Here is a 21,991-nt window from a genome sequence, read left to right as displayed (position 1 = left end):
CTGTAAATTTTACATTTAGACTTTTAGCTTGCGTTGTTTAATAAAATCCGTATGATTGAATTTTAATCAACGAAGAGGCCTCCTTATTGGCTTTGCAAAGAATCCATCTGGCAATAAATACTAGGTGGATTTTATTTATTAAGCCTATAGAGCCTGTAAAGCTTGTAATGAGACTTTTTCGTGATATTTAATTGAATCCTGCCATACCCAACGTTAGGAGAAAACATATGAAGAATAAGGCATTACTTTTTGCCGCAGCTGCGTGCTCGGTTGCTATGCTGCTCGGTGGATGCGGTTCTTCTGCCTCGAAGACCGCTCAAACAAATGGTGGCAAGGTTGTTATTACTGTAAATGACTCCGAGCCTCAGAACGAGCTTGTTCCAGGAAACATTAACGAAAATGCTGGCGCTCGTCCTGCTGTATTGGTCAACTCCACGTTGGTCACTTTTGATGAAAAGGGCAACACGGTAAACGAAGATGCCGAGAGCGTAACTCCAAACGCTGATGCAACTCAGTACACTGTTAAGCTTAAAAAAGATAAGAAGTTTAGCGACGGAACACCAATCACCGCAGAAAGCTTCACCAAGGCTTGGAGCTTCGTAGCAAATGCTAAGAACGCTCAGAAGTGCGCTTCCTTCTTCCAAACAATTAAGGGCTACGAAGACTTGCAGAAGAATGACACTAAGGGTGACGAGCAGCTTTCTGGCTTAAAGGTTGTAGACAAGTACACCTTTACTGTTGATTTGAATCAGCCAGATTCTGTGTTTGCTATTAAGGTTGGTTACCTTGCATTCGCTCCTCTTCCAGAATCCTTCTACAAGAATCCAAAGGCTTATGGCGAAAAGCCAGTTTCTTCTGGTCCATACCTCTTTAAGTCCTGGGATCACAACAAGCAGATTGAAGTTGTAAAGAACCCAGATTACGATGGCCCACGTAAGGCTCAGAATGATGGTGTTACCTTCAAGATTTACACCGATGGAACCGCTGCTTACCGCGATGTTCAGTCTGGCAATCTTGATATGACCGATAACATTCCAGATACTGAAACCAAGACTTTCCAAAAGGACACCACTGTTAAGGCATACAACCGTCCAGGTTCTGTAATCCAGCAGTTCGGTATTCCTGCAAAATTGCCACACTTCGATGTAACTACCGAAGAAGGCCGCTTGCGTCGTCAAGCTGTTTCTATGGCAATCGACCGTGAAACCATCATCAAGAAGGTTCTTAACAATACTGCATCTCCTGCAAATGAGTTCACTTCTCCTTTGACTCCAGGCTACAAGGCAGATCTTAAGGGACACGAAAACCTTAAGTTTAATGCCGCAAAGGCTAAGGAACTTTGGGCAAAGGCAGACAAGATCTCTAAGTATGATGGTCCTCTTACCTTTACTTACAATGCTGATGGTAATGCTAAGTCTGTGTTCGATGCAGTTGTAAACTCCCTTAAGAACAATCTTGGCATTAAGGCTGAAACCACTCCAGTTCCAACATTCCAAGAGTTCCGTAACGCATGCGAACAGCGTCAGGTTAAGGGTGCATGGCGTGCAGGCTGGATGCCAGATTACCCAAGCCCAGAAAACTACTTGACTCAGGAATTTGCTTCTGTTGCTGCAGATGGAAATGGCTCCAACGAAGCTGATTACAAGAATCCTAAGTTTGATGATTTGCTTAAGAAGGCTGCTTCTTCTCAGCCAGCTGAGGCGACTAAGCTTTATCAGCAAGCTAACGAGATTCTTCTTGAGGATCTTCCATACATCCCACTGTTCTACTCGAACGCCAAGGCTGTTATGGTTCCAAGCTTGAAGGGCTTTGTAATGGATTGGCAGAATATGCCACTTTACTACAAGCTCCACAAGTAAAGATCTAAGATCGAAGATTAAGTAGCTATAGTAAAAAATAAATCATAATTAAATAGCATGTAAAAACGTGCTGCTGCCTTCGAATGGCGAATAAAATTGCAAAATTCTATCCGCTGTTCGAGGCAGCACTTTGTGTTTTTACTTAGGTTGGGTTAAATCAATATGCAAGCCACAAAAGTTGGGTGTGTGCTCTGCGAATTTTTAAGTAAGTATATAAGGAGAAACCAATGGGTAAATACGTTCTGCGTCGTGTTCTGCAGATGATTCCTGTGGTTCTCGGCACAACATTGTTGGTGTATGCTTTGGTGTTTGCTTTGCCTGGAGACCCAGTAAAAGCAATGTTTGGAGATAAGCCAATTAACCATGCGGTTGAAGCGCAGATTCGTGCCGAGTATAACTTGGATAAGCCATTTATTATTCAGTATTTGCTGTTTTTGAAAAATGCTTTGACTCTTGATTTCGGTCATACTTTTGCTGGTCAGCCAGTAATTGACGAAATTGGTCGCGCATTCCCAGTAACCATTAAGCTTGCGTTGATGGCGTTTGCCTTTGAAGCCTTGTTTGGCGTAGCTTTTGGCATAATCTCTGGCTTGAAGAAAGGGAAGTGGTATGACAGTGTAATTCTTGTTGTATCACTTCTTCTTATTTCTGTGCCAACATTTGTTACTGGCTTTATTGGACAATATGTGTTTGGTGTTAAGTGGCAAATCATGCCTGTTACCGCAAGCAATGATCCTGGATTCTATGATCTTCTTCTTCCTGCAATAGTTCTTGGATCCGTGTCAATGGCGTATATTATTCGACTTACAAGGTCGGAAGTTTCGTCAAACATATCGCTCGATTATGTTCGCACAGCTCGCGCAAAGGGCTTAAAAGAAAGCTCTGTTATTGTTCGACATATTTTGCGCAATTCGCTTATTCCTGTTGTTACGTTTTTAGGTCAGGATCTAGGCGCTCTTATGGGTGGCGCTATGATTTCCGAAACAATCTTCAACATTCATGGCGTTGGATTCCTTACGTATCAAGGGATTCTAAAGGGAGAAGGAAACCTTGTTGTTTCTATAGTTACGCTTCTTATGTTGATATTTGTAGTCAGCAATCTTCTTGTTGACATGTTGTACGCGGCTCTAGATCCGCGCATTCGCTACGCGTAAGGAGAGCAGACATTATGGAAGATAATTTGATGGAAAATAATTTGACTACAAATGATTCTACAGCAGCTGCAACTACGGTTGCTGGCGACTTTTCCGCTTCAAAATACAATACATTACCAGGTCAGGAACGTTACGTTGCGCCTCTTGATGATACGCCTCTTCAAGAAGTTGATTCTGTAGATGAATCCGCTACAGCTACAAGCATGTGGGCAGACGCTTGGCGTAGTTTGCGCAGAAACCCATTGTTTATTGTTTCCGCAGTTTTGATTATTGCGATTATTTTTGTTGCACTTTTCCCAAGTGTTCTTACAAGGCACAATCCTAATTATTGCGTTTTGGAACATTCGCTTGAGCCGGCTTCTGCTGCGCATCCGTTCGGATTTGATATGCAAGGCTGTGATATTTATGCTCGAGTCGTATACGGAACTCGTACATCTCTAAGCGTTGGTTTGCTAGCAACCGCTTTGGTTGTGTTAGTTGGCTCGTTAATTGGTGCTTTAGCTGGGTTCTTCGGCGGATGGATTGATGCGATTCTCAGCCGAATCACCGATATCTTCCTGGCTCTACCAATGCTGTTGGGCGCAATCGTAGTTTTGCAAATGTTCCGCACATCTAAGTCGATTTGGAAAATCGTGTTTGTTATGGTTCTCTTTGGATGGGTAGGCGTTGCTCGAATCGCAAGAAGTGCCGTTATGGAATCCAAGAATCTTGAGTTTAATACGGCTTCTACAGCTTTAGGTTCAACTCCAATGCGTAATCTTTTCCGTCATATTATTCCAAACTCGCTGGCTCCAATCATTGTTGTAGGAACAACATCCCTTGGTTCTTACATTGTTTTGGAAGCAACACTTAGCTTCCTTGGTATTGGTTTGCCAACTACGACCGTTAGCTGGGGTGTAGATATTTCTACCGCTAGGAATGTTCTTACTACAAATCCAGAAGTTTTGTTCTATCCGTCTATTGCGCTCGCTATTACTGTTCTCGCCTTTATTATGATGGGCGACGCTGTAAAAGATGCGTTGGATCCAAAGAGCCGTAAGGCGTAAGTTAGCGTGGAGGAATAGTGATTATGAACACAGCAACACGTAAAAATGTAGATACCCTTGCAATGCAACGCGAACAGGGTCCTTTGCTGGAAGTCAAAAATCTTCAGGTTGACTTTACAACGGATTCTAAAAAAGCCGTACACGCTGTTCGCGATGCGAGCTTCAACGTTTACCCAGGTCAATGGGTTGCAATCGTGGGTGAATCTGGTTCTGGAAAGTCAACTTCTGCAATGGCGGTTTTAGGTTTGCTTCCAGGAACAGGTCACGTTACTGGCGGATCTATTAAGCTTAACGGTCAAGAAATAAGTAATCTAAAGCCTAAAGATTATGCGGCTTTGCGCGGTACAGCAATGGGATTGGTTCCGCAAGACCCTATGAGCAACCTTAATCCTGTTTGGCGAATTGGAACTCAAGTTAAAGAGGCTCTTCTTGCAAATGGCGTTGACGTTAGCCATGAGAAGCGCTCCGCACTTGCAGAAGCTTTAGCAGGAGACGCTGTAGAAGTTAAAAGTAACGAAGATGAAATCTTCCTTGGCTCTAAAGAACTGAGCACATTATTGGACGCTGCAAAGCAAGCTTTGGCGCAGGTTGGTCTTAGTGAGCAAACGAATGCCGAAAAGTTTAATGAAGCTATGGAATACTACAAAAAAGAGTGGGTTCCAGGTTCCGAAACTCGTTGGCGCGTTGCAGACGATTTAATCAAGTATGGAGTAGATGACGACAAAGCTTGGGAAATCGCCAAAAAGTATGTTATTGGAGCAAGTGTTGAAGACCGCATTGCTGGTTTGCTTGATGAAGCTGGTTTGCCAGATGCAGCAACTCGCGCAAGGCAATTCCCACACGAGTTTTCTGGTGGTATGCGTCAGCGCGCTTTGATTGCTATCGGCTTGGCTTGCAGACCAGATTTGCTTATTGCAGATGAGCCAACTTCCGCACTCGACGTTACTGTGCAAAAGCGCATTCTGGACCATTTGCATACGCTTACCGATTCTCTTGGAACTTCCGTTCTGTTCATTACTCACGATTTAGGTTTGGCTGCAGCTCGTGCTCAGCACGTTGTTGTTATGTATAAGGGTCGCGTTGTTGAATCTGGTCCATCTTTGGACGTTTTGCAGCACCCGCAGCATCCTTATACTAAGCGACTTGTTGCTGCTGCTCCAAGTTTGGCTTCACAGCGAATCATCTCCGTTAAGGAGCATGGCGGAAATGCGGATAATTTGCTTGAACATCACGTAGTAGGTGAGCAAACTCTTGAAAAGAGCGAGCACATTATTACAGTAGATCACTTAACTCGCGAGTTTAAGCTTCCGCGCAAGAAGGAACTTTTCAAGGCTGTTGACGATGTTTCGTTCTCTATTAAGCGCGGAACAACGTTGGCAATCGTGGGTGAGTCTGGTTCTGGTAAGTCTACTGTTGCAAACATGGTTTTGCGACTTCTAAATCCAACAAGTGGAACAGTTACTTACGAAGGCAAGAATATTGCTGATTTCAAGGGTGCTGATTTGCTTGACTTCCGCCGACACGTGCAGCCAGTGTTCCAAAATCCTTATGGTTCACTCGACCCAATGTATTCGATTTATCGTTCTATTGAGGAGCCTTTGCGTATTCATAAGATTGGCGATAAAAAGAGTAGACAGAATCGTGTGCGCGAGCTTTTGGACATGGTTCGCATGCCTGCTTCTGTCATGACTCGCTTCCCGAACGAGCTTTCAGGCGGACAGCGTCAGCGCATTGCGATTGCGCGTGCTATGGCATTGGATCCGGATGTAATCGTTTGCGACGAAGCTGTGTCTGCTTTGGACGTGCTTGTGCAAGATCAGGTTTTGCATTTGCTTAACGATTTGCAAGCGGAGCGCGGTTTGAGCTACTTGTTCATCACTCACGATTTGGCTGTTGTTCGTCAGATTGCGGACGAGGTTGTTGTTATGCAACATGGCAAACTTGTTGAACATGCTACAACCGACGAAGTGTTTGATCATCCTCAAAAGGAGTACACTCGCGATCTTCTCGACGCAATTCCAGGTGGAAATTTGGAGCTTGGCTTGGATTAGTCGCAAGCTGGTTTATGGGCCTTAAAACTAGCGTCTTATAAACTATAAATTTAAAATAAATTTAAATTTAAAATAAAGGTGTAGGAGTCAAAACTTCTGCACCTTTATTTTTGCGTACTTTGTGTTGTGTGCATATTAGAGTGGAACTTATGATTACGATTACGACTTCAAATTTGAATGGGATTCGTGCGGCTTGGCGCAAGGGTATGCTCGATTGGGTTCAAGATCACACGCCAGATGTGTGGTGTATGCAAGAGGTTCGTGCTCCGCAAGATGCGATTGATCCGATTATGAGTAAAATCAAGGATTTGTATGCGACTAAAAGTGGTGAATCTGTGCAAAATGACAGGCGATTTTCTGTTACAAATCAGATTTGTGAAATAAAAGGTAGAGCTGGTGTGGCGCTTGTAACGTCTTTGCCAGTTGTAGAGCAGCGTTACGGTTTGCCTGGTTTAAGTGAAGACGTTGATTCTGGGCGATGGGTAGAAACTGACGTACATACACCTGAAGGGTATGATATTACTGTTGCATCTGTGTATGTTCACGCTGGAAACGTTGATGATCCACAGAAAATGCAGCAAAAATTCCGCTTTCTAGATACTATGTTAAGGCGATTAGGGGAGCTTAGAGATATTGCTGCAAGTGGCGGAAATCAGGCGATTTTATGCGGTGATTTTAATATTGCACACACGCCTCTTGACATTAAAAACGCTAAGGCGAATGAGAAAAGTGCTGGATTTTTGCCAGAGGAACGCGCTTATATTGATCGTTGGATTAACGAGTATGAATTTGTGGATGTTATGCGTATGCTTGCTGGCGATATTCAAGGACCATACACTTGGTGGAGTCAACGAGGTAAAGCTTTTGATAATAACGTTGGATGGAGATTAGACTATCAGTTTGCAACACCTGAAATTGCAGAAACTGCGTGCGGATTCGTGATTGATCGTGCTCAAAGCTACGATTCTCGCTGGTCTGACCATGCTGCTTTAAACATAAAATATAATGTGTGATTTTGCTTTGCTTGTGATAGGCTGGTGAAGTTGAGTAAAAATAGCCATTAGAAATATGTAAAGTATTCATCGAAAAATGGCAATTAGAGCTTATTAAGAAGAATCCATTAGAAAAGAGGAACCATGGGATGGTTTAAATCCAAGCGCAAGTCGAAAGCTGCCAAAGATGATGCTGAGAATCTTGCAGAATTTCAATCCCAAAATTCCGCTCTAAGCGATCTGACTGCAGGCGGATATGATGCAGACACGTACTTAGGACGCGGAAGTCTTAGAGGTCCATGGGACAGGTCTGATGAGAAACTACCTAATTTAGGTACTTATGTTGATTTCGGCTCCATATATATACCATATTTACAAGGTATAGAGTTGCGAGTAAAAAAGCAGCGTGAAACTGGTCAAGTTCTTGGCATAACTGTTACATATAAATCTTCTAGCATTGAGGTTGAAGCATTTGCAGCTCCTAAAACAGAAGGAATATGGAGTGAAGTTCGTGCGGATTTGCTTAAGGGAAACTCTAATGCTAGGGAAGTGAATGGAGTTTTTGGCAAGGAACTCATACTTCCAGTCAAGGTTGACGATAAGACAGTGGAAACTAGAATTGTTGGTGTGGATGGTCCGCGTTGGATGCTCCGCGGAGTGTTTTCTGGGAGTGCTGCTTTAGAGTCACAAAAAACAAGCGAAGAGACCGTGCTTCTTAACAAGTGGTTTAGTGATATTGTTATAGACCGCGGAACAGAGCCACTTGCTCCTAGAGATATGATTCCAATGCACGATTTGGTTGCTCCAAGTAATGCAGGTAAAGATGGTTCTGCTGGCTCTGACGATTCTGAAGAAAATCTAGGTCGTCCAAAGGGTCCACTTGGTGCAGATCAGCAAGTAGAAGTCAAAACCACGCTAACTCGTGGACCAATGTTTTCTGAAATCAGATAGTTAAGAGTCGATAGTAAAAGTCGATAGTAAGAGTCAGGCAGCAAAGGATATTATCTTGGAAAAAAATTCGCGCGGCAAAAAACGCTCAGGATTAGCATCTTTGGCTTCTATTGGATCTGAAGGAAACACGTTTTCTGTTATTGATTCCCTTGGAGGAGTTCGAGGCGTAATTGAATCCATGCTGCCAGGCTTGCTGTTTGTTATTTGTTTTGTTGTAACGCGAAACGTACAAACAACGGTTATTGCGTCTGCGGCTCTTGCAGTTTTGCAAGTTGTGGCGCGCATGATTCAACGCCAGTCGATTATGGGTGCTCTAAGTGGGTTGGTTTCTGTAGGGATTTGCCTTATTTGGGTGTGGACGAGTCATCAAGCTCGCGACTACTACATGATGGGCTTTATTACAAACGCTGTGTATGGTGCGCTTCTTGCGATTTCACTGATTGTGCGCGTGCCAGCGCTTGGGCTTGTGATTGAATCGATTCGCAAAATGCCTACGGAAAATTTTGGCGCGTGGCTGCACGAATGGCTTGATTATAAGCCGCTTAAGCGTGCATACATGTATGTTACTGGGTTGTGGATTGGTGTTTTTGCGCTGAGGCTTGTTTTGCAAGTGCCATTATATTTGACGAATCACGTTGTGTGGCTTGGCACTGTTCGATTGCTTATGGGATTGCCATTCTGGGCGCTCGCCATTTGGGTTTCTTACTTGATTATTGCAACGCCATTTATGCGTCTTCATCATAAACATCGCGAAGAAAATTATCGTGAAGAAAATCAGATTGACGAAGATAAAAACGATGTAAATTCAAGTGAAGTAAAATCAGCTTAACAAAAATCAGCGTTAGAGAATCAGCTTAACAAAACGCAAAACTAAGGGGTAGTTTATGCAAGTGACGATGCGAATCGAGCGATATGCGGATCAAGGAAGATGCGTAGGTCATCTTGACGGACGCGTTGTATTCGTGCGATTTGCGCTGCCTGGTGAGCTGGTTGTTGTGCGCATGGATGAGCCGATGCGTGCAAAAGCGCACTTTTTTACTGGCGAAGTTGTGGAAGTTTTAGAGCCTAGCGCGGATCGTGTAGAGCCGCAATGGAAGCTCGCTGGTCCTTTGGCTCAGGGCGGCGGAGTTGGTGGCGCAGATTTAATTCACGTTTCTTTGCCTGGGCAGATTCGTTGGAAGGCGTCCGTGATTGCCAATCAATTCCAGCGTTTAGCGCATATGGACGTTTCTGCTAGCGATATTACTGTTGAGCGCATGCCAGGGGATGAGGAGCTTAACGGATTTAATTGGCGTACGCGCATGGAGTTGGTTGCGGATGATGAAGGGCGATTGTCTATGCGGAAGCGCGAGTCACATGATCGCATTGCGGTTGATACTATGCCGCTTGCGTCGCGCGCAGTTTTGGCTGTTGCAGATTCTTTGGATTTGTGGAATCGCAAATTTGAGCCAAATTCGCAAATTCGTCTTGCTGTTCCAGAGCCTCGAGTTGATGGTTTGGAATTTGGTGTTTATGGTGACAAGGCTGCGCTTCTTGATGCGATTGGCGAAAATTATGCGCTTATAGTAAATGATGAACTGATTGCAGGCTCGGCTTTGTTGCGTGAGCGTGTACGCGTTGCTGTTGATGGAGATTCATCGCGTATGCGTACTTTTGATTACGATGTTGACGCGCGCGGTTTTTGGCAGATTCATCGCGCAGCCCCAGAGCATTTGGTGAACTACGTTTTGGGATTAGTTCGTTCTGCGCTTGGTGGTCGCACTAAGAATACTGTTTTGTGGGATTTGTATTCTGGTTCGGGTTTGTTTACGATTCCGCTTGCGACTTTGGCTAATGTTGGCGGAGATGCTGCTGGTGATGCCGGTTTCGCTGGCGCTGCAGAGCCAGCGCGCGTGCTTAGTATTGAGGGTGCGCCGATTGCTGTAAAGAACGCAAGGCGAAACATTGGGCGCGCAGGTCTTAGTAAAGATGTTGTTGAAGCTTTGCAAGGCGATGTTGCTCAAACGCTTGAATCGCAGATATTTAAGGCGAGTAAGTCGTCTAAGATTGTTCGTCGATTTGCGCATCCTGATGTTGTTGTGTTAGATCCTCCGCGCGCTGGTGCTAAAGCTCAAGTTTGTAAGCAGATTGCGAAGTCTGGAGTAAGAAGCGTTGTGTATATTGCTTGCGATCCGACTAGTCTTGCTCGCGATGTTGGCACGTTTAGGGAGCTTGGTTACAGCGTTCAGTCTTTGCGCGCATTCGACTTATATCCGGAAACTCATCATACAGAATCAGTGGCGCTCCTTTGCAAATCGTGACTGTTTCAAGATATCGTTTTGATGACATCTACTTGCGTGCAGTCTAGTTGCTGCGTTTTAGGCTTTGTGTAGCAAGGTTTAGCGAGGTTTATCGTTAAAAGGTTTAATGCGTGGCGGATTTAAGCTGGCTTGGCGTGGTTTTTGAACGTATTTTGGCTGTTTGAGGGAAGATATCAACGCTCTGGGGTCGAGTGCAATAAGTTCAATGACTGTTGCTTGTGCACAATGTGATATACAAATGTATCAATCACTTGGATTTTCAATTAAGATTGGGAACTTGTTTGCATTTGAACCATAAATCACAGTCATTAGATAAAAAATAAAGGAGTAAACTATGGAATATAATTGCGGATTTATTAACGATAAAAAAGCATTTAGATATAGAGCAGCAGCCATCATAGTCGAAGAAGGTTGTGTGCTATTTGCAAGAAACGATGAGGACGACTATTTTTACTCAGTTGGCGGAGCGGTTCACGTGGGCGAGACATCAGAAGAAGCCGTTAAGAGAGAAGTATTTGAAGAGACAGGTCTTAATTACGAAGTAGATCACCTTGCCGTCATACACGAGCACTTCTTCATCGGCAGCTCTGGGTTAAAAGGAGTAGACTTCCATGAGCTGACGTTCTATTACATGATGAAGCCCATGGGCAAAAGAGATTTTACGAGCAAAAGCACTACAGAGTCAGGTGCTAAAGAGACAATGCATTGGTTACCTATAGATGAGCTTGATAAGTTCAAAGCTTACCCGACATTTATGAAAGAATATCTTAAATCGGAGCATAGTGGAATAGAGCATATAATTTCAGATGAAAGATATTAATGAATCCCGCTATTATGGCAAGAGATCGTTACATAAACATTATTTCTGTTTATGTTCGGACAGAACAATCAGCCGAAAACATTAGCCAGGATACCATTAGAGCAGTTCGAAGATGTACTCTCTTACATAAATTATGAAAACATAGATCATGATACAATTACGCTTATCTGAGTCTCGAAAGGCGCAGAATACGCGTTGATGCCGGAGCAATGATCATTGAATTCGGTGGAGAGGAAGAAGAAAATCAGAAGGCTAAAGCGGAGTCTCAAACCTTGATACTTGAAACACTTATGTTTTGGATTGATCACCGTAGTGCCTTTACACTGCCACGACGTTGAATATCAGATTGTATAAATTAGCATTTGAAGGAGAAATCAATGAGCTTAGATGAATTGAGGAATGATATCATCATAAAGCAGAAAAAAGGATTGCCATTTATCATGGCATCGGTGATTATATGGCTTCTGATAGTACTTGTGTCGATTTTAAATATCAATATGGATATGAAAAATTTATTGGTATTTTGCTGTTCATGTCCATTATTACCGCTGGCTTGGCTCATTGGTAAACTTATAAAGGTGGATATCTTTTCAAAACAAAATCCACTTGGACAATTAGGCTTCATTTTCACCTTAAATCAAATGATTTATTTATTAATCGTTATGTGGGTGTTTAGTGCGGTTCCGGAAAAGATGATTATGGTGTATGCAATGGTCTTTGGCGCACATTTACTGCCGTATTCATGGTTGTATAAATCAAAGGGATATACAGTTGCTGCAATTTCTATTCCGATGATTTCCTTGATTTTAGGATGTGCATTAAACGGGACAACGGTTGCTGTTGCGGCATGTATTATTGAGATAGTATTTGTTTGTGTATTACATATGGAATTAAAGAAAATGGGAGATAACTACAACAAATCCCAGTTTGTAGAGCTTAGCAAGGATCAAGTTTCTATGAAATAGAAATCTAGATCTAAAAGCGTTATGTGTAAATAATTAAGGCGGTAGTAATACCGTCTTTTTTGATGCCTGAAAAAGTTTCAGAGTTCAAAGCTAAGGTTTCATTGTATCCAACACGTAATGAAACTAGACCACTCAATCTCATGTGGAGATGTTATAAAATCCAGACTATTGAATTTTCTTTAGTCTATTCTTATGTTCAAAAATCAACCTATAGAATAGATGGAGTTATCTCCGGCATCATGGCACTTGACTGTGCTATAAAAAGCGGTAATACAAAGGCAATGCGAAGGTAACACGAACACGAAAAACATGTATGGCAGCTGAGGGATCTTATTCATATAAATTGTGTTGCAATATGCGATACAGTATTTTATGGTGTGTGTATGGAGATTGATTGATATGGCAGTTACTAAAACAGCGAATATGAATGTGAGAATACAGGAATATATTAAGCAGCAGGCTGAGCAGATTTTGGAAATGATTGGAGTTCCTAGGGCTACTGCTATTGACATGTTTTATCGTCAAATCATTCTTAATAAGGGTATTCCGTTTTCGCTTACTATTCCGAAGTCGCTTCCAGCGCAAGATGATATGGATGAGAAAACGTTTAACGCGTTGATGGCTAAAGGTTATGATCAGGCGGCTCGCGGTGATAGTTATCCGATAGATGATGTTTTTGAAGAGCTTGAACGATGATAGGAACAGAAAAATGTCAGATTCATCGATGAAAGATAAGGAAGAGCAGGAACATACTCCCACAGATGAGAAAAATCCTTTATGTTGTGAATCATATGAGCAAATATGTGAGAACCTTAACAGTGCAAATAAGGAATTGTCCAAGTATAAGGTTTTGCAACTGAGTGCGGAAATCTTTTCCATCTTAATGATTGTTGGAACTGTTTTTATGGCGTCCAATAAGCTACAGTTTCTTGGATGGATTACCTATTGTTTTGCGATTCTGATTCTTGTTGTAGTTTCTTTTATTTGTGTTATTGGGCAGCGCAATATACATAGTCGTTTTAGGAGTGCAAATGTAGAGCGTAACAAATTTTTTCTTAGCTATGGTAAGCAACAGGGGAAGGGTAGAATCTCGCTGGTTCTTTGTTGCTTTTTTGTGTTAAGTGGTATTCTAACTGCATTCTTTGGAATAACTGCGGAACGTCTTCCAAATCGGTGGCTTTTGCAGACTTGGGTATATGTTATATGCGCGGCAATGCCAGTTGTTTGGATGATCACAATTGTTCTTGCATGTATCTTCTGTAATCGCTATCGCATTTCATGCGTACGGAAAATAGGTATAAGAATTGTACTTCGTTATCTATCTGTTCTGCTTTGTGTATTGATTATCTTAGGTCTTGGATTTTTTGACGTTTTATTTATTGTTGGAAGATATTCTGTGAAACAAAATGATAATGGTACATACACAGAGCATGTGGATGATATGTATGCTCCTTTTGAGTATTATCTTTATAGGTCTGAAGGTCCGTTTTTTCTTAAGTATCTTCGACCAATGACAGATCCGAGTGATACTGATCCAAAAATAAGTGAATCTGATTGGTATCGTAGAATCAATCGCAATAATAGGAAAGATACAAGATTAAAGGCTGAAGAGCCAGAGAAAAATTCCGATTTGCATGATGATGATGCCGCTGAGCGTGATTTAGAATCAGAGAAGGAAAGAAATGCAGCGCTTAAGATATTTGATAAGTATTTTGCGGCGAAAGGATTTGCGTTCAAGGAGAGTTATACCGCCAAGGGTGATATGTATTTTGTTTTTAATGAAAACAGTTCGGACATTACCTATCTGCAGTATAACAGGGACTCTCAGGATGGAAAATGTGGTCTTTATATTCTGTTTAAGGCTTCAAAATCTTCAAATGGAAGCTGGTCGCCGAGTGATGCTCATATGCAGAATACCTATACTTATGAATATAACACTGGACTAATTGCAAAGAGCAGTAGGGCATATTGGTAGTAGGGCAGAATCGTTGGATGCCAAAATCGAAGAGTATCTGAAGATTGCCAGATAGTAGAATCCATATTTGTGTGCTCTAGTTGCTTATGTTTTAGGGAACAAATCGGTGTAAAAATTGTAAAAAAGTTCCCTGCATTATTTGATTTCTCATGGTAATGGCTTGTTGGTTATTCCAGAAAATAAGGTTCCTGAGTTTAAGAAGTTGCTTGTTGGTATTATGAGGATGAAGATTTGCAGTCTGTGACGGATGCGTTTGCTTGCGTTTGTGAAGATGATTGGAAAGCGCGGTGCAAAAAAATGAAAGAAAACGAATTGGCGGTCGGTTGCGCTCATTTGTCGGCAGAAATTGCGCTTTCAACGGAAATTGCCAATCGCACTTGCTACTACGCAACTGCTGTTTCAGCTATAATTTCACCACGATCATGATGAATTCGAGTTTGAAATGGAGATGTTTTTATGATTTTAGCAGATAAAATATTGGAACTGCGTAAACAAAACGGTTGGTCGCAGGAAGAATTGGCGGACAAATTGGGCGTCAGTCGCCAAGCTGTTTCCAAATGGGAAGGCGCACAAAGTATCCCGGATATGGAACGGATAATTGCATTGAGCCGTTTGTTTGGTGTTAGTACAGATCTTCTTGTAAAAGATGAAATTGATATTATGGGGAAGAACGTCAACGCAGTTGAAAATGCCTGCCAGGAAGAAGCCGGCGTTCGCATGCGTGTAATTGAGCTGGAAGAAGCCTCCGCTTATATTGCTCACAGAATATCATTTGCCGCCTATGTTGCTCTAGGCGTTCTTCTTTGTATTCTGGCGGCAATCCCGTTGATCGGCAGTAATCTTTTGCTTTCTCACACAGTAAATGCGCAAGTCGGTAAAACTATGGGCTTAGCATTCAGTGTTGCGATTGTTACCGTTGCTGTAGTTATTTTTATTATTCAGAGTTTCCACGAAAAGCGTTATCAATATTTGGAAAAAGAGGACTTTGAAACGGCTTACGGCGTTGACAGTGTGCTCAAAGAACGCTTGGAACGGTTCATGCCGTCGTATGTGCTGCGGACGGTCAGCGGTGTCGTTTTATGTATGGTTGCCTTTATTTTTCTTATAATTTCGGATATAGCGCCGAAATTCTATCAACTTTCATCCGACTTTTTTGTAGTTATCGCTATTGCCCTGGTGGCAGCAGCTGTTTATTTATTTGTACAGGCGAATATTATCCGCTCGTCCTATTACCGTTTGCTGCAACCGAAGAAAAAGATTGTCTATCCTGCAAAGATTAGGTTATTGCTCCAAGCTTACTGGCTTATAATTGTCTGCATTTATTTAGTCTACAGTTTCATCATGTCCGATTGGGGAAAAAGTTGGATTGTTTGGCCGTTGGCCGCATTGACTTGCGGAGTAATAGAAGTAGTGCTCAAAGTGTGGAGGCTCGGAAAGAAATAAGTGACTTTCAGCGTCGATTTTGTGGCGAATAACAGGTGCTATCCAGACGAAATATAGTATGCTTGCGCTTAATATTACCCCTAAGGGTGAAAGTATGATTAAAAATGTCGCACATATAGGCTTTACCGTCGGGGTGCGGACATTTTTTTAGACAGCCACACCCAGCCTACTTCTGTTCTCGATAAGACTTATTCCTCCAAGTTATCAAGTTGCTTATTTGATGGCTAGTGAAGATGCTCGTAGTAGGGAATTTGGCGTTTATTGATTGGTTAAGGATAATTATCCCAAATTCGTTTTATCGATGGACACAATGAATTTTTCGCAAGAAGGGATTATATACAAATATTTACCGGATTTTCTATTGGAAGAGAATGCGTAAGGTACTTGATTTTGCTCTTATGTAGATTATGTTTTGCGATGGCTATTATTAAAGGGTTTAATAAGCAAGAGCAAGCGCGATGTTTCATTGTTTTCCTTGCGAATTGGCGGGTTTTCATTCCGACGATTGTCTGGATTTTGTTCCGATGTTTGGCGAGATATTAGTGCGACGATTGGCTTTGTTTAGAAATGTGGTTGTAGGACTAAATGTTAAAAGGTTTAGCGTGCGGTGGATTTAAGCTTACTTCTCGAGATTCTAGATGTGATTTTGCTATTCTGCTGTCGAGTGTTTGTGTGCTCTAGTTGCTTATGTTTTAGGGAACAAATTAGTGTAAAAATCGTAAAAAAGTTCCCTACATTATTTGATTTCTCATGCTGTTACAGTTGGTAACTATAGTGTTTCACCTTGTTTCTTTTTCCGTTGTAAATTATTTGTTAGTTTGTAATTAGGCGGTATATAAATCAAATGTTTCAATACTAATTTGGTTTCCGTCAAGTAATTTCATGATGTGTAATAAGTGATTTGAAAGGAGTTGTGTCATGAGTAGTGTTATATCTTTGGGGGAAAAAATTAAAAAGGCTCGTCTGGAAGCTGGGTTGACGCAGGAGGAGCTTTCGGAATTATTGATGGTATCTCGTGCTGCTGTAGCAAAATGGGAAACGAATCGGGGTTTGCCGGATATCGAGAATCTGAAATTTATTGCATCTGCTCTAAGCGTGAGTGTTGATTATCTTTTGGATGAGAACAATAGCGTTGATTTTTCTATTACTAAGAAGCCTATTAATCTCAATAAATATGGTTTCGACGGTAGGTTGAGCGGTTTTAAGAAGTCGAAAGTTAAAGAGCAGATTGTCCTAGATGAATATCCTGACTCAGAAATCAATATGCTAACTGTTGTTAAGACTTATAACAGTTCATCTGAGAAAATGGTGGATAATTTTGTTGGATGGTTTTCTACTCTCCTTGGAGGATTGCCATTGTTTGGCATATATGATTTCAGTAAAGCTGTTTCCACTCTTGGGGCTGATCAGTATTATTTGGTGGATAAAAAAGATAAGCAGTATTTCGTGCTTATAACTGATGAGTATATTATTGGCAGAATTATGGGAGTGGCGTTTAATAGTAAAAAGTTCCGTATTGGAGATAAAGAATTTATGAAAGTTGGTTTTCTTCGTAATAAGTAGTAAATGGGTGGGTGGGTCTGGTTTTAATATTTTTTCTCATAATATTTGTTGATAAAAAACATGATTAATGGAGAGAAGGCGACTGAAATAGCTAAAAGAGCAGCTGGTAAATATGCTTTTGTTATAAATGCAATTATGGCAATTATTCCCATTAGGTGCATTAGTATGAATGCCATTGTTGCATTTACTTTATCTTTGATTTTCTCGTTTCTTTCATCGTTCATATTTATTTTGTAGGTGTGGTCTTTTTTCATCATCTTATAGTGCATGATTTTTACGTGTGAAAGTGAGATAATCGCAACAAAAACAACTGACAATACAATTTCGACGGATTCATTCAGTTTAAGAGTCAGTGCAAGAATTAATCCGCAAATACCTATTACATAACCTATGTACCAAAAATTCTGGGTTTTTTGTTTTTTCATTTTTTATCCTCCTCGTAAATAAATATTTCTTCGATTGTTAAATTAAAGTACTTAGCAATTTTGTATGCCAATATGATTGACGGGTTATATCTCCCATTTTCCAAAGAACCGACTGTTTGTCTTGATACTTCGAGTGCGTCAGCAAGTTCTTCCTGGGTTATGCCTTTTTCTTTTCTAATTTGTTCAAGTCTATTTTTCACATTACATTCTCCTTTCTAATGGAAAGCTAGCTTTACATATAAGATAATCGTTTCGAAAGTAAATGTCAAGGTGACTTTCCATTGTATTGAATAAAGATGTGGTGAGCACTTGTCGTGAGTTTTTCTTTGCTTGTGCTGATGCTAATGCAGTGCCATTGCAATGCCAATGCAATGTTGTATAATTTCCGTAAGAAATAAGGGGTGATTGTATGGCGAAAACAGCTAACTTGTATACTCGTATTGATCCAGAGTTAAAAGAGCAGGCAGAGTATATATTGAATTCTTTGGGTCTTCCTCCTTCGAGTGCTATTACCATGTTTTATAAGCAGGTTGTTTTACAGCAGGGGCTTCCTTTTGATGTGAAATTGGGTTATAGAGAGCCGCGTGATGTGAGTTCTATGACTCAAGGTGAGTTGAATGATGAGTTGGAAAAGGGTTATAAGTCTGTTTTATCTGGTGATGTGAAGTCTGCGGATAAGGTTTTTGCGTCCTTGCATAGGGAATTTGATTTATGATTTACACGGTGCACATTTCGCGTGAGGCTGAAGAAGACTTGCGTGGTATTTATGCTTATATTGCGTTTAATTTACTGTCTTTGAAAAACGCGCAGGGGCAGGTAAATAGGTTGGAGGAAGCAATATTGAGTCTTGATGAGTTTCCTCTTGCGCATCGTTTAGTTAGTTTTGAGCCATGGAGGAGTAGAAGTTTAAGGTTCATGGCGTGTGATAATTTTCTTATTTTTTATTTTGTTTTTGAAGAAAAGTATGAAGTTGTGGTTTCTCGTGTGCTTTATGGGAAAAGAGATATTGAGAAAGTTATAAATGGCAATTAAACCCTTTAACGATAGAAAGTGGTTATCGTTAAAAAGTGCACCCAGTATCCATAGTGTGCACTCAAAAAAGTGTAGCTATACTGGGAGTTCTCTCAATCCACGTGGCGTAGTATTTATGTCACGGGCTTAATAGGTGGGTGCATTTTTAGGCTTTGTGCTTTTGGTTTCTTCTTCGTAAAAACTCTTTAACAATGATTGGAATTATAGTTGGGATACATTCAAGAGTTAAAAAATATGTAATGTACCAGTTCATGAACCAGTCAATCCAGTTAATATCTAATTGTTGAGGAGATGCTTGTAATATAAACAAATCAATAGCAGGGGCGATGAGCGCGATAGCTATGGTTTTACAAACTCCTAAGTTTTCGAGTGTTTTTTGATTGACAACGATTGAGTAAAGGAGAATTTTTGTTAAACCAAGTGCATGAGCTATGACAACTAATAAAAAAGGTGAGTCATAAACAATTTCCCAATCGAGTGATTTAAGAGAATTGATAATAAGACCTAAAAGAGGCAATAATAATGAAAAAAGGAATAATCGTATAGCTTGATACACAGATTTCTTCATTACAACCTCCTTAAATTTATATAACCAAGCAGATGACTACTGTCATAGACGGACTATTTTTCACTCATTTTACGTTAATTTATCTTACTTAGAAAGTTGGGATAATCATATCCGATTAAAATCTAGCGGTCATGTGCAGACAGAACTTAAAGAACTGGATAAATACGGCATTGATTATCATATCGTGAAAACATATCCCAATGGGGTGAGGTTGGATATGTGCCGAATTATAAGGCACCGAAAAAGAAGAATGGTGTTAATCAAGCGTGGTTTTCGGCTAGCTGGTAAGCAAGGGCATGGTCTTTTTGTTACAACGTCTAGGTTTTCGCAGAAAGCTAAAGATTACGCTGACAATCATCATATTATTTTGGTTGATGGTGTGAAGCTTGCAAATCTTATGATTAAGCATAATTTTTGTGTTTCAACAAGAAAAACGTTTGAGATTAAAACGATTGATACTGATGCTTTGCTTGAATATCAAGATGAGTAGTGTTTTTGTGTAAGTTTTGTGACTTGATTTTGTTATGTTTTTAGTTTGTTGCTGAGTTTTTTGAGATTTTAGATATTAATTTGCTATTTTATCAGTTATAACTTATAAATTATCGATTTTGCCATTAAATTTCACTTATAAGCGATGAGTACGATGAAAAGTCTTGGTTCTGTTTTTGTTTTACTTTTGGCTTTGGTCGTGGATATTGGTTAAGTGAAAATCGTCTTAGAAAAAATTTTTATATGAGATTGAAAACGATATAAAATAAGTGGTTTTAACATATTGTAAGTAATACCCACTAATTTCGGAGTGGGGAAATCCTCCACCAAAATGTTATACTTTTTATAGTGTAAGTAGGGTGAAAGAAAGTAAATATGAGGGAGGTGAAAAAATGAATAAGGCTAAGATGGTATTGCAGAATACAGGTATTAGAAAAGATAATCATCAGTTTGATGATATTGTTAAGATTGTCGAAAGTGCAAAGGATCGCGCTTATAGAAAAGTTAATGAAGAATTAATCTTGATGTATCAGGAAGTGGGAAAGTATATAAGCGAGAAAAGTAAAGAAGCAGCTTACGGATCAAATTTTGTGGAAAATGTTGCTGATTTTTTCTCTGAAAATTATCCTGATTTAAAAGGATTTACCCGTAGGGGACTTTATAGAATGAAGCAATTCTATGAGATATATAAGGATGATGAAAAAGTGTCAACGTTGTTGACACAATTGAGCTGGTCTAATCATTTGAAAATAATATCTGGATCTAAGAGTAAAGAAGAAAGAGAATTCTACATTAACTTAGCTATTAACGAGAATCTAACTCACCGAGAGTTGGTAAGGCAGATGGACAGTGGCTATTATGAGCGTTATATGCTTTCAAATAGTAATAATTTGCCTGCTATACAAAGGGTAAAACAAGAGACGCATAATTTGTTTATGGACAGTTATGTTTTAGAATTTATCGATGCTCCCGAGCTTGGTAATGAAAGAGAATTTCAGAAGTCAATCCTAGAGAATTTGAAGAACTTTATTTTAGAGATTGGGAAAGATTTTTCCTTTATAGGTAATGAGTATAGGGTACAGGTTGGCAATCATGATTACTATATAGATTTGCTTTTCTATCATAGGGGATTATCTTGTTTAGTTGCATTTGAATTAAAAATTGGAGAGTTTAAACCGGAATATATCGGGAAAATGAGCCTCTATTTAGAAGCACTGGATAGAGAAGTAAAGAAACAAACTGAAAATCCAAGCGTAGGAGTAATCCTTTGTGCTTCAAAAGATGATGAGGTAGTAGAGTTTGCATTAAGTAGAAGTCTTTCGCCTACAATGGTATCTGAGTATACATTAAAACTGATAGATAAGAATTTGTTGCAACGAAAATTAAAAGAATATATAGATATTGCGGAAGAAACAAACGAATAAAATTTAATAATATAATGCGTAAAAGGTGATTAGAGTAAAATCTAACCGCCTTTTTGTATTTTGAAGCTGTTTGTTTTCTGCTAGTGGATTTGAAGCATTTGGGATTTGTTAATAATTGCAAGCCTTTTAACGATTACCTTTTCCTATCGTTAAAAAGTGCACCCAATATCCATAGTGTGCACTTGAAAAATAAAAAAATTTTTCTTTAATAAAGCTTGTATGTATGGTTTTTTTTTAATAGTAATACTATTAAAGCTAAACAGACTATTATGGATTCTAATTTTAATAGAATTGCATTCTTATTAGAATTGCATATTAAGAATAAGGAGAACTTATGAAATTAATTAGACCAGATAGTAAATATATCCAAGGTTATATAGAAGCAAATGAAGAAGATGAAATTTTTAGGCCGAATGCTGAAAGACGTTTTAGAAATTATGAGACAATTATAGAGAGTTCTTATAATATTGAACATGGTATAAATTTGCCTGAAAATTATGTTAGAGCTACTACGTTTTGGCTGATAGATAATGAAAAATTTATTGGTGAAATTAATATTAGGCATGAATTAAATTCTTTTTTAATTAACTATGGTGGTCACATAGGGTACGAGATTAGACAGTCTGAATGTATGAAGGGCTATGGAACAAAAATGCTTTCTATGGCACTTACATATTGTAAAGAGACTTTGAATCTACATAAAATTTTGATTACATGTGATGATGACAATATCGGATCGATAAAAGTTATAGAAAATAATGGTGGAATTTTAGAAAACAAAGTGAAAAATAGCTTATCAAGAGGAAACGTTACAACAAGAAGGTATTGGATTAATATATAGGAAAAATATTAAATTTTCTCTATACTGACCACTTAATCGTGGCTTAGGACAATTTTTTAGACATTTTGTATAATCAAAGCACGATATTCCGTG

General features: G+C 39.9%; 22 protein-coding genes. 19 read left to right on the top strand and 3 right to left on the bottom strand.

Annotation, left to right across the window (positions count from 1 at the left end; translation table 11 throughout):
* Positions 1 to 227 precede the first annotated feature (227 nt).
* From HXT24_RS06115 to HXT24_RS06050, 14 genes are all read left to right on the top strand, one after another.
* On the top strand, positions 228 to 1,859 hold the full coding sequence (locus HXT24_RS06115) for a peptide ABC transporter substrate-binding protein (protein WP_422119361.1): 1,632 nt from the start codon (positions 228 to 230) through the stop codon (positions 1,857 to 1,859).
* 227 nt (positions 1,860 to 2,086) lie between these two features.
* Positions 2,087 to 3,013: an ABC transporter permease gene (locus HXT24_RS06110; RefSeq protein WP_004123635.1), complete on the top strand. Its 927-nt coding sequence runs from the start codon at positions 2,087 to 2,089 to the stop codon at positions 3,011 to 3,013.
* A gap of 14 nt (positions 3,014 to 3,027) precedes the next feature.
* Positions 3,028 to 4,059 (top strand): ABC transporter permease, encoded by a 1,032-nt coding sequence (locus HXT24_RS06105; RefSeq protein WP_020761605.1) that lies wholly within the window; start codon positions 3,028 to 3,030, stop codon positions 4,057 to 4,059.
* A 23-nt stretch (positions 4,060 to 4,082) separates the two neighbouring features.
* A complete protein-coding gene (locus tag HXT24_RS06100; RefSeq protein WP_415681006.1) occupies positions 4,083 to 6,110 on the top strand; it encodes a dipeptide ABC transporter ATP-binding protein in 2,028 nt (675 codons plus the stop codon).
* 149 nt (positions 6,111 to 6,259) lie between these two features.
* Positions 6,260 to 7,123 (top strand): exodeoxyribonuclease III, encoded by an 864-nt coding sequence (locus HXT24_RS06095; protein WP_422119360.1) that lies wholly within the window; start codon positions 6,260 to 6,262, stop codon positions 7,121 to 7,123.
* A gap of 123 nt (positions 7,124 to 7,246) precedes the next feature.
* Positions 7,247 to 8,053, top strand: a complete 807-nt coding sequence (locus HXT24_RS06090; RefSeq protein WP_410311829.1) for a DUF3710 domain-containing protein — start codon at positions 7,247 to 7,249, stop codon at positions 8,051 to 8,053.
* Positions 8,054 to 8,108: 55 nt separating this feature from the next.
* Positions 8,109 to 8,882 (top strand): DUF3159 domain-containing protein, encoded by a 774-nt coding sequence (locus HXT24_RS06085; protein ID WP_422119359.1) that lies wholly within the window; start codon positions 8,109 to 8,111, stop codon positions 8,880 to 8,882.
* 55 nt (positions 8,883 to 8,937) lie between these two features.
* On the top strand, positions 8,938 to 10,353 hold the full coding sequence (locus tag HXT24_RS06080; RefSeq protein ID WP_422119358.1) for a class I SAM-dependent RNA methyltransferase: 1,416 nt from the start codon (positions 8,938 to 8,940) through the stop codon (positions 10,351 to 10,353).
* Positions 10,354 to 10,687: 334 nt separating this feature from the next.
* Positions 10,688 to 11,173, top strand: coding sequence for an NUDIX hydrolase (locus HXT24_RS06075; RefSeq protein WP_422119357.1), 486 nt, complete (start codon positions 10,688 to 10,690; stop codon positions 11,171 to 11,173).
* A gap of 377 nt (positions 11,174 to 11,550) precedes the next feature.
* The gene (locus HXT24_RS06070; RefSeq protein WP_422119356.1) at positions 11,551 to 12,138 is read left to right on the top strand and encodes a DUF7010 family protein; all 588 of its coding nucleotides are present in this window, start codon (positions 11,551 to 11,553) and stop codon (positions 12,136 to 12,138) included.
* A gap of 399 nt (positions 12,139 to 12,537) precedes the next feature.
* Positions 12,538 to 12,834, top strand: a complete 297-nt coding sequence (locus HXT24_RS06065) for a type II toxin-antitoxin system RelB/DinJ family antitoxin (protein WP_422119355.1) — start codon at positions 12,538 to 12,540, stop codon at positions 12,832 to 12,834.
* A 13-nt stretch (positions 12,835 to 12,847) separates the two neighbouring features.
* Positions 12,848 to 14,113, top strand: a complete 1,266-nt coding sequence (locus HXT24_RS06060) for a YcxB family protein (protein ID WP_422119354.1) — start codon at positions 12,848 to 12,850, stop codon at positions 14,111 to 14,113.
* Between the two features lie 456 nt (positions 14,114 to 14,569).
* Complete coding sequence (locus HXT24_RS06055; RefSeq protein ID WP_422119353.1) at positions 14,570 to 15,556, top strand: helix-turn-helix domain-containing protein; 987 nt, start codon at positions 14,570 to 14,572, stop codon at positions 15,554 to 15,556.
* Positions 15,557 to 16,474: 918 nt separating this feature from the next.
* The gene (locus HXT24_RS06050; RefSeq protein WP_422119352.1) at positions 16,475 to 17,119 is read left to right on the top strand and encodes a helix-turn-helix domain-containing protein; all 645 of its coding nucleotides are present in this window, start codon (positions 16,475 to 16,477) and stop codon (positions 17,117 to 17,119) included.
* Between the two features lie 23 nt (positions 17,120 to 17,142).
* Here the strand turns inward: HXT24_RS06050 and HXT24_RS06045 are convergent, their stop codons facing one another.
* On the bottom strand, positions 17,143 to 17,544 hold the full coding sequence (locus tag HXT24_RS06045) for a hypothetical protein (protein WP_020761445.1): 402 nt from the start codon (positions 17,542 to 17,544) through the stop codon (positions 17,143 to 17,145).
* Complete coding sequence (locus HXT24_RS06040; RefSeq protein WP_004113289.1) at positions 17,541 to 17,744, bottom strand: helix-turn-helix transcriptional regulator; 204 nt, start codon at positions 17,742 to 17,744, stop codon at positions 17,541 to 17,543. The genes HXT24_RS06045 and HXT24_RS06040 overlap by 4 nt, the downstream gene beginning before the upstream one ends.
* A gap of 209 nt (positions 17,745 to 17,953) precedes the next feature.
* On the opposite strand from HXT24_RS06040, the gene HXT24_RS06035 reads away from it, so the two are divergent.
* Together HXT24_RS06035 and HXT24_RS06030 are read left to right on the top strand one after the other, a co-directional pair.
* A complete protein-coding gene (locus HXT24_RS06035) occupies positions 17,954 to 18,259 on the top strand; it encodes a type II toxin-antitoxin system RelB/DinJ family antitoxin (protein WP_422119351.1) in 306 nt (101 codons plus the stop codon).
* Complete coding sequence (locus HXT24_RS06030; protein WP_422119350.1) at positions 18,256 to 18,576, top strand: type II toxin-antitoxin system RelE/ParE family toxin; 321 nt, start codon at positions 18,256 to 18,258, stop codon at positions 18,574 to 18,576. Before HXT24_RS06035 ends, HXT24_RS06030 begins: the two co-directional genes overlap by 4 nt.
* Before the next feature lie 145 nt (positions 18,577 to 18,721).
* On the opposite strand, the gene HXT24_RS06025 is transcribed toward HXT24_RS06030, so the two are convergent.
* Complete coding sequence (locus HXT24_RS06025; protein ID WP_422119349.1) at positions 18,722 to 19,144, bottom strand: hypothetical protein; 423 nt, start codon at positions 19,142 to 19,144, stop codon at positions 18,722 to 18,724.
* A gap of 250 nt (positions 19,145 to 19,394) precedes the next feature.
* Here HXT24_RS06025 and HXT24_RS06020 point away from each other — a divergent pair, with 250 nt between their 5' ends.
* The 3 genes from HXT24_RS06020 to HXT24_RS06010 all read left to right on the top strand — a co-directional run bounded on the left by HXT24_RS06020 (position 19,395) and on the right by HXT24_RS06010 (position 21,898).
* A complete protein-coding gene (locus HXT24_RS06020) occupies positions 19,395 to 19,634 on the top strand; it encodes a restriction endonuclease (RefSeq protein ID WP_004132045.1) in 240 nt (79 codons plus the stop codon).
* A gap of 391 nt (positions 19,635 to 20,025) precedes the next feature.
* A complete protein-coding gene (locus HXT24_RS06015; RefSeq protein ID WP_032836679.1) occupies positions 20,026 to 21,057 on the top strand; it encodes a PDDEXK nuclease domain-containing protein in 1,032 nt (343 codons plus the stop codon).
* A 334-nt stretch (positions 21,058 to 21,391) separates the two neighbouring features.
* Positions 21,392 to 21,898, top strand: a complete 507-nt coding sequence (locus tag HXT24_RS06010; RefSeq protein WP_285070241.1) for a GNAT family N-acetyltransferase — start codon at positions 21,392 to 21,394, stop codon at positions 21,896 to 21,898.
* The last annotated feature ends 93 nt before the right edge of the window (positions 21,899 to 21,991 follow it).

The organism is Gardnerella sp. DNF00354, assembly GCF_049262755.1.
Classification (GTDB): Bacteria; Actinomycetota; Actinomycetes; order Actinomycetales; family Bifidobacteriaceae; genus Bifidobacterium; species Bifidobacterium vaginale.
The sequence above is the reverse complement of the archived record's forward strand: the minus strand, read 5'-3'. Positions and strand labels throughout refer to the sequence as shown.

Coding starts and splice junctions, on each gene's coding strand:
- HXT24_RS06115 (WP_422119361.1), top strand. CDS start 228: ATGAAGAATAAGGCATTACTTTTTGCCGCAGCTGCGTGCTCGGTTGCT.
- HXT24_RS06110 (WP_004123635.1), top strand. CDS start 2,087: ATGGGTAAATACGTTCTGCGTCGTGTTCTGCAGATGATTCCTGTGGTT.
- HXT24_RS06105 (WP_020761605.1), top strand. CDS start 3,028: ATGGAAGATAATTTGATGGAAAATAATTTGACTACAAATGATTCTACA.
- HXT24_RS06100 (WP_415681006.1), top strand. CDS start 4,083: ATGAACACAGCAACACGTAAAAATGTAGATACCCTTGCAATGCAACGC.
- HXT24_RS06095 (WP_422119360.1), top strand. CDS start 6,260: ATGATTACGATTACGACTTCAAATTTGAATGGGATTCGTGCGGCTTGG.
- HXT24_RS06090 (WP_410311829.1), top strand. CDS start 7,247: ATGGGATGGTTTAAATCCAAGCGCAAGTCGAAAGCTGCCAAAGATGAT.
- HXT24_RS06080 (WP_422119358.1), top strand. CDS start 8,938: ATGCAAGTGACGATGCGAATCGAGCGATATGCGGATCAAGGAAGATGC.
- HXT24_RS06075 (WP_422119357.1), top strand. CDS start 10,688: ATGGAATATAATTGCGGATTTATTAACGATAAAAAAGCATTTAGATAT.
- HXT24_RS06070 (WP_422119356.1), top strand. CDS start 11,551: ATGAGCTTAGATGAATTGAGGAATGATATCATCATAAAGCAGAAAAAA.
- HXT24_RS06065 (WP_422119355.1), top strand. CDS start 12,538: ATGGCAGTTACTAAAACAGCGAATATGAATGTGAGAATACAGGAATAT.
- HXT24_RS06060 (WP_422119354.1), top strand. CDS start 12,848: ATGTCAGATTCATCGATGAAAGATAAGGAAGAGCAGGAACATACTCCC.
- HXT24_RS06055 (WP_422119353.1), top strand. CDS start 14,570: ATGATTTTAGCAGATAAAATATTGGAACTGCGTAAACAAAACGGTTGG.
- HXT24_RS06050 (WP_422119352.1), top strand. CDS start 16,475: ATGAGTAGTGTTATATCTTTGGGGGAAAAAATTAAAAAGGCTCGTCTG.
- HXT24_RS06045 (WP_020761445.1), bottom strand. CDS start 17,544: ATGAAAAAACAAAAAACCCAGAATTTTTGGTACATAGGTTATGTAATA.
- HXT24_RS06035 (WP_422119351.1), top strand. CDS start 17,954: ATGGCGAAAACAGCTAACTTGTATACTCGTATTGATCCAGAGTTAAAA.
- HXT24_RS06030 (WP_422119350.1), top strand. CDS start 18,256: ATGATTTACACGGTGCACATTTCGCGTGAGGCTGAAGAAGACTTGCGT.
- HXT24_RS06025 (WP_422119349.1), bottom strand. CDS start 19,144: ATGAAGAAATCTGTGTATCAAGCTATACGATTATTCCTTTTTTCATTA.
- HXT24_RS06020 (WP_004132045.1), top strand. CDS start 19,395: ATGGTGTTAATCAAGCGTGGTTTTCGGCTAGCTGGTAAGCAAGGGCAT.
- HXT24_RS06015 (WP_032836679.1), top strand. CDS start 20,026: ATGAATAAGGCTAAGATGGTATTGCAGAATACAGGTATTAGAAAAGAT.
- HXT24_RS06010 (WP_285070241.1), top strand. CDS start 21,392: ATGAAATTAATTAGACCAGATAGTAAATATATCCAAGGTTATATAGAA.